Annotated in this window: 9 protein-coding genes; all 9 read right to left on the bottom strand. The window is 37.6% G+C overall.

All coding sequences use genetic code 11. The annotated features are described in order from the left end of the window. Positions 1–1,075 precede the first annotated feature (1,075 nt). The 9 genes from rplQ to rplO all read right to left on the bottom strand — a co-directional run bounded on the left by rplQ (position 1,076) and on the right by rplO (position 6,268). Positions 1,076–1,462 carry a 50S ribosomal protein L17 gene (gene rplQ / locus AKK44_RS00280; protein WP_037595703.1) on the bottom strand — a complete coding sequence of 129 codons (387 nt, stop codon included), beginning with the start codon at positions 1,460–1,462 and terminating at the stop codon, positions 1,076–1,078. Between the two features lie 14 nt (positions 1,463–1,476). Beyond that, the gene (locus tag AKK44_RS00275) at positions 1,477–2,415 is read right to left on the bottom strand and encodes a DNA-directed RNA polymerase subunit alpha (RefSeq protein WP_037595702.1); all 939 of its coding nucleotides are present in this window, start codon (positions 2,413–2,415) and stop codon (positions 1,477–1,479) included. A 45-nt stretch (positions 2,416–2,460) separates the two neighbouring features. Further along, complete coding sequence (rpsK, locus tag AKK44_RS00270) at positions 2,461–2,844, bottom strand: 30S ribosomal protein S11 (protein ID WP_003080097.1); 384 nt, start codon at positions 2,842–2,844, stop codon at positions 2,461–2,463. A 17-nt stretch (positions 2,845–2,861) separates the two neighbouring features. Continuing rightward, positions 2,862–3,227 (bottom strand): 30S ribosomal protein S13, encoded by a 366-nt coding sequence (gene rpsM / locus AKK44_RS00265; RefSeq protein ID WP_037595701.1) that lies wholly within the window; start codon positions 3,225–3,227, stop codon positions 2,862–2,864. 17 nt (positions 3,228–3,244) lie between these two features. Further along, positions 3,245–3,361: a 50S ribosomal protein L36 gene (rpmJ, locus tag AKK44_RS08535; protein ID WP_000868345.1), complete on the bottom strand. Its 117-nt coding sequence runs from the start codon at positions 3,359–3,361 to the stop codon at positions 3,245–3,247. Positions 3,362–3,386: 25 nt separating this feature from the next. Then, positions 3,387–3,605 carry a translation initiation factor IF-1 gene (gene infA, locus AKK44_RS00260; RefSeq protein ID WP_001040189.1) on the bottom strand — a complete coding sequence of 73 codons (219 nt, stop codon included), beginning with the start codon at positions 3,603–3,605 and terminating at the stop codon, positions 3,387–3,389. 117 nt (positions 3,606–3,722) lie between these two features. After that, positions 3,723–4,364 carry an adenylate kinase gene (locus tag AKK44_RS00255; protein WP_054278013.1) on the bottom strand — a complete coding sequence of 214 codons (642 nt, stop codon included), beginning with the start codon at positions 4,362–4,364 and terminating at the stop codon, positions 3,723–3,725. Between the two features lie 143 nt (positions 4,365–4,507). Continuing rightward, on the bottom strand, positions 4,508–5,812 hold the full coding sequence (secY, locus tag AKK44_RS00250) for a preprotein translocase subunit SecY (RefSeq protein WP_054278012.1): 1,305 nt from the start codon (positions 5,810–5,812) through the stop codon (positions 4,508–4,510). A gap of 15 nt (positions 5,813–5,827) precedes the next feature. Next, positions 5,828–6,268 (bottom strand): 50S ribosomal protein L15, encoded by a 441-nt coding sequence (gene rplO, locus AKK44_RS00245; RefSeq protein WP_037595693.1) that lies wholly within the window; start codon positions 6,266–6,268, stop codon positions 5,828–5,830. Between the last annotated feature and the right edge of the window lie 109 nt (positions 6,269–6,377).

Here is a 6,377-nt window from a genome sequence, read left to right as displayed (position 1 = left end):
CAACTTTATTAGTATACGACACTATCACACCTTTGTCAATAGGTTTTGTCATATTTTTAAATATTTTTTATCAACACAAACATTTAAAAATAATATTAATAGATTTAGATATTAGAAGCTATCTCAAAAAGATGCAATTGTCGTTCAATACAAAGACTTACTTTTGAGATATAAAAGTATTATACCTCAAAGAGAAATATTTGACAATAACAGAATGCTGTTTATTTGAAATTTCTAAAGCTGATTTTGTTTAATGAACTGATGAAAAGACTAAATAATCCCTAAACCTGTTAAAACTATCTATAAAATGATTACTCATGGCATGGGGTCCAAGTACAATTCCAATCAGAGATAATTGTTAAGGCTAGTACATTTTTTCATTAATAGCTGGAACATTATTGGTGTAAACCTATCTCAAACTTGTTGCAGTGACCATAGCAAGGCATTACTAACTGATCAACTATAAATCATTCTTATGCCATATCAAGTCCCTCATTCCTAAACTGTCTAGTTACATAAGGCACAGGGCGTTGTTTAGACTCATGTCCCTAGATACCATCTAATCAGTTTAAACTGCTACTGAAGCACTCTGGAGCTTCCTATGAGCTGTATTAGTAGCTTGTGGCAGCTCTGCCTATGATCTAGCTGATGCTTAAGAAGCTTTGACCCCTCTGTATAGCTTTGCTCCTTAAGTTTATCAAAATGTTATTACGTAGCAAATATCTACCGTCTAACTTAAATTTCCTGAATATTTTATTCGTTACTCACCTCCAAACTAGGATGATACTTTTTAAAAGCCAATCAATCGTTTAATCTCTCTCGATTTTTTAATAATATGATAGCCAAAAGCATAGATTTTTAGCAATTTTACTACTCTGACCCAAATTTTGGCAATCAAAATACGCCTGCTTACGAAAAATTTCTATGTTTTAGAAACATTTCGTAAACAAGCGTTACTTACTAACAACATGATGAGTGTTCCCGCTAGGAGTTTTCCTAGCGGTAGACCAGAGCTAGACTAAGAATAGTTAATAACCTATTCCATCATCATAACACTCAACAAAATTGATAAAAATTAAACTAATTCAATGATTGCCATTGGAGCAGCATCTCCACGGCGTGGTTCTGTCTTGAGAATACGAGTGTATCCACCGTTACGTTCTGCATAACGAGGTGCAATTTCAGAGAAAAGTTTTTGAAGTGCTGAAGTTGATGTGTATTTATCATTAGCTTCATCATAGTTTTCTGATGCAACTTCGTTGCGTACGTATGCAGCAGCTTGGCGACGAGCATGAAGATCACCACGTTTACCAAGTGTAATCATTTTTTCAACTGTTTTACGGATTTCTTTTGCACGTGCTTCAGTTGTTACAATTGATTCGTTGATTAGAAGATCTGTAGTTAAATCACGAAGCATTGCTTTACGTTGAGAGCTTGTGCGTCCTAGTTTACGGTAAGCCATTTTGTCCTCCTATATTATTTATCGTTTTTTAGTCCGAGACCAAGATCAGCAAGTTTTATCTTAACTTCTTCAAGACTCTTACGTCCAAGGTTTCGAACTTTCATCATTTCAGGCTCAGTTTTTTCTGTCAAATCAAATACCGTATTGATTCCGGCACGTTTTAAACAGTTATATGAGCGTACGGACAAATCAAGTTCCTCGATGGTTCGGTCTAATACTTTTTCGTCGTTCACTTTTTCTGTTTCTTTCATAACTTCTGTAGCTTTCGCAACATCTGTCAAATCAGTAAATAGATTTAAGTGTTCGATTAATACACGAGCAGATAGTCCTAATGCATCTTCAGGAATAATTGTTCCGTTTGTCATGATTTCAACTGTTAACTTATCAAAGCCATCATTGCTACCAACGCGGGCAGGTTCTACTTGATAGTTAACTTTTTTAACTGGCGTATAGATTGAATCTACTGCCAGTGTGCCCACAGGTGCATCATCTTTTTTGTTGCCTTCAGCTGGCACATAGCCTCTCTTTTTAGCAACGGTCATTGTTGCTCTCAGAGAATGTCCTTCAGCGATGGTAAAAAGATAATGATCCGGGTTTACAAGTTCGATATCACTATCGGTGAGAATATCCCCCGCAGTTACAGTTGCAGGGCCTTCTACTTCAAGTTCAATAGTCTTTTCGTCTTCGACGTATGATTTTACTGCAAGTCCTTTAACATTAAGGATTATTTGCATAACATCTTCACGTACACCTGGGATTGTATCAAATTCGTGTAATACTCCATCAATTTTAATTGACGTAACTGCTGCACCTGGAAGGGACGACAAGAGTACACGACGAAGAGAATTACCTAGAGTTGTACCATATCCACGTTCAAGTGGTTCGATTACAAATCTACCGTAATCTTTTTTTTCATCAATTTTTGTTATTATTGGTTTTTCAAACTCAATCATTTTTTCACCCCTCGAAACGAAACTTGTGTACTATTTGTTTTTTGATTATACACGACGACGTTTTGGAGGACGAGCACCATTGTGTGGTACAGGAGTCACATCACGAATTGCAGTTACTTCAAGACCAGCAGCAGCTAGGGCACGGATTGCAGATTCGCGACCTGAACCAGGACCTTTTACAGTAACTTCAACAGTTTTTAATCCGTGTTCTTGCGCAGATTTTGCAGCAGCCTCTGCAGCCATTTGAGCAGCAAAAGGAGTAGATTTACGAGAACCTTTGAAACCAAGAGCACCGGCTGACGACCATGCAAGAGCGTTACCATGCACATCTGTAATCATAACAATAGTGTTGTTAAATGTTGCGTGAATGTGAGCAATACCTGACTCGATATTCTTTTTCACACGACGTTTACGTGTTGGTTTAGCCAATTTTTTTACCTCCTATTTTATTTTTTCTTACCTGCAATCGCGACAGCTTTACCTTTACGAGTGCGAGCGTTGTTTTTAGTGTTTTGTCCGCGAACAGGTAGTCCACGACGGTGACGAATTCCACGGTATGAACCGATCTCCATCAAACGTTTGATGTTTAAGTTCACTTCACGACGAAGGTCACCTTCAACTTTGATAGCGTCTACTTCACGACGGATTGCATCTTCTTGGTCTGATGTTAAATCTTTAACACGGATATCTTCTGAGATACCAGCTGCTTCTAAGATTTTTTTAGACGTTGCAAGACCAATTCCGAAGACGTAAGTAAGTGAAATTACTACGCGTTTATCATTTGGAATATCAACTCCAGCTATACGAGCCATTTTGTCTCCTTTCTATCTTATCCTTGACGTTGTTTGTGTTTTGGATTTGTTGGACAAATCACCATAACACGACCGTTACGACGAATGACTTTGCAGTATTCGCAAATTGGTTTAACCGATGGTCTTACCTTCATTTTTTAATCCCTCCAATTATTTCGATTATTTAAAGCGGTATGTGATGCGTCCACGTGTCAAATCATATGGACTCATCTCTACAGTAACACGGTCACCCACTAAAATACGAATGTAATTTTTGCGGATTTTTCCTGATACAGTTGCTAAAATCTGATGGCCATTTTCTAATTCAACAGTAAACATTGCATTTGGCATTGTTTCTACAACTTTGCCTTCAATTTCAATCACGTCTTCTTTTGCCACGCAAAAGCACCCCCTAAATTTCGATTTGATGTCCTCTGAAAAACAGAGGTAACAATTATAAGTCAGACTAGCCTATTATATCACATAGCAATAGCTTGCGCAAGACTTATCCTTATTTTATTTTAAGCTTTTGATTGCTTCTGAAATGGCATCAAAAACTTCTGAAATGGCTTGGTTGCCATCGATATCATGAACAAGGTCAGCTTGACGATAATGTCCCAAAATAGGTTCCCCTTGAGCAATATTAACATCTAAACGACGTTTCACAGTTTCTGGCTTATCATCTTCACGTTGGTAAAAATCATTCTCGTCATAGTCTCCTACTGGTGGGTTAAAGACTTTGTGGAAGGTTTCCCCTGTTTTTTTATTAATAATGCGTCCGCTCAATCGCTCAAGCAAAGAAGCAGGATCAACATCAATATTGATAACACCGTCGAGCGAAAGTCCTAAATCTTTCAAGGTGACATCCAAAGCCTGAGCTTGCTCAATTGTTCTTGGATAGCCATCTAACAAAAAGCCTTTTTCTTTAATGTCTGCTTGAGCAAGACGCTCTTTGACAATACCATTTGTTACTTCATCTGGTACCAAGTCGCCTTTATCAATGTATGACTTGGCAAGTTTTCCCATTTCTGTTTGATTAGCCATTGCGGCACGGAACATATCTCCTGTTGAGATATGAATCAAACCAAACGATTCAACAATTTTTGCTGCCTGAGTTCCCTTGCCAGCACCTGGCAATCCCATGATTAAAAGGTTCATCTTTTTCTCCTTTTTGACTAAATAATATAGGAAAGTTTCCTTTGTATTTTGTTTTCAAATGGCAACAAGAAATAATAATGCTGTTTAAAAGTCTTGTTGTCATTAAAAAACAAAATAGAAGGTTGACATTGTCAACCTGTATTCTATTCTGTAGCGTTCATGAATCCGACATATTTTCTCTTGAGAAGATAGCCTTCAAGTTGTTTCATCCCTTCAATACCTGTTGAGATCAAAATCAGCAAACTAGTCCCTCCTAAAGCAATACTAGAAGAAAGGTTTAGGGCTTGTTGTGCTGCAATGGGTGCAAGAGAGATAAAAGCTAGGAAAATTGCTCCTACTGTTGCTAATTTTTTTAGCAATGATGACATAAATTGTTCTGTTTCACGTCCAGGTCTAACACTTGGAATGTAGGACGAGTTCTTTTGTAGATTTTCAGCTGTTTTCTCAGGGTTTACTTGTACAAAAGTATAGAAGAAAGAGAACAAAATAATCAATAGTGCATAGACCATCATTCCCACTGGGGTTTGATAGTTAAATAGCTCTTGTAGTTGATTTAACCACGGAATATCTCGACCATTTTGAAAGAAAGGTATAATCGTACTTGGAATAGTTGTAATCGAGCTGGCAAAGATAACGGGAATGACGCCTGCTGGATTTACTTTAAGGGGAAGGTATGAACTTGTTGGTGCTCCTTGAACAAGTTTTGTATATTGGATTGGAATTTTGTATTCCGCTTGTTGAACATAGGTTGTGAAAAAGATAATTGCAAGAACTGCTAAAATCAAGATACCAACAACAAGGTATGACGATTGCATATCACTTGCTTTAACGTTGACAAAATAATCCTCACGGATTGTTGCAATGGCGTTTGGAATTGCTGAGATAATCCCTGCAAAGATAATCATCGACACCCCATTACCAAAACCTTTATCTGTGATTTGTTCACCAAGCCAGGTAACAACCATACTACCAGTTGTGAGCAATGCTCCGATAAGCAAGTAAGTAGATACATCTGGTGTTTTTACCAAAGCGACACTTGAGATGGCGTTAAAGCCAGCCGTGATACCGATTGATTGAGCAAAAGCCAATACTAAAGAAATATAACGCGTAGCTTGATTTAACTTACGACGGCCAACTTCTCCTTGTTTGCCCCACTCAACAAACTTGGGTAAAATATCCATTTGTAAAAGTTGAACAACAATCGATGCCGTGATGTATGGACTAACACCCATTGAGAAAACAGAAAAGTTTCTCATGGCATTCCCACTAACCAGGTTCAACATGTTCAAAAAGGGTAATTCACTCAATTGCTCTAAGCTTTTTGCATTCACTCCTGGAACAGTAATGTGTGTCCCGATTCGGAATACAAGGATAATAAAGATTGTGAAAAAGATTTTTTTTCTAACAGCCTTTATTTTCAATGCATCTTTAAGTATTTTTAAGAACATAATGAGTTCCCCTCATTAGATAACTTCGATTGAACCGCCTTTAGCAGTGATTGCTGCTTCAGCAGATTTTGAGAATTTAGCTGCTTTAACAGTCAACTTTTTAGTCAATTCGCCGTTACCAAGAATTTTAATTCCTGATTTTTCAGCACGGACAATTCCAGCTTCTTTAAGAACAACTGGAGTAACCTCTGTGTTATCTTCAAAAACATTTAGTTGATCAAGGTTAACAAGAGCGTATTCTTTAGCATTGATGTTTGTAAATCCACGTTTTGGAATACGACGGAATAATGGTGTTTGTCCACCTTCAAAACCAAGGCGTACGCCGCCACCACTACGAGATTTTTGACCTTTTTGACCACGGCCAGATGTTTTACCATTACCTGATGAAGAACCACGTCCAACACGATTACGTACTTTACGTGAACCTTCAGCAGCTTTTAATTCATGAAGTTTCATTTTTTCTCCTTTTTTGTAAAATGCTAGCGCCTCTATAGGAAGAAAGGACCTCCTATAGAAACTCGCCTATACATTATTTAACTCAGTTGCATTACGGCAACCATTGATA

The sequence above is a fragment of the Streptococcus phocae genome (assembly GCF_001302265.1).
Lineage (GTDB): Bacteria > Bacillota > Bacilli > Lactobacillales > Streptococcaceae > Streptococcus > Streptococcus phocae.
This window is presented reverse-complemented; position numbering and strand designations above follow the sequence as displayed.

Coding starts and splice junctions, on each gene's coding strand:
- rplQ (WP_037595703.1), bottom strand. CDS start 1,462: ATGGCTTACCGTAAACTAGGACGCACAAGCTCTCAACGTAAAGCAATG.
- AKK44_RS00275 (WP_037595702.1), bottom strand. CDS start 2,415: ATGATTGAGTTTGAAAAACCAATAATAACAAAAATTGATGAAAAAAAA.
- rpsM (WP_037595701.1), bottom strand. CDS start 3,227: ATGGCTCGTATAGCTGGAGTTGATATTCCAAATGATAAACGCGTAGTA.
- rpmJ (WP_000868345.1), bottom strand. CDS start 3,361: ATGAAGGTAAGACCATCGGTTAAACCAATTTGCGAATACTGCAAAGTC.
- AKK44_RS00255 (WP_054278013.1), bottom strand. CDS start 4,364: ATGAACCTTTTAATCATGGGATTGCCAGGTGCTGGCAAGGGAACTCAG.
- secY (WP_054278012.1), bottom strand. CDS start 5,812: ATGTTCTTAAAAATACTTAAAGATGCATTGAAAATAAAGGCTGTTAGA.
- rplO (WP_037595693.1), bottom strand. CDS start 6,268: ATGAAACTTCATGAATTAAAAGCTGCTGAAGGTTCACGTAAAGTACGT.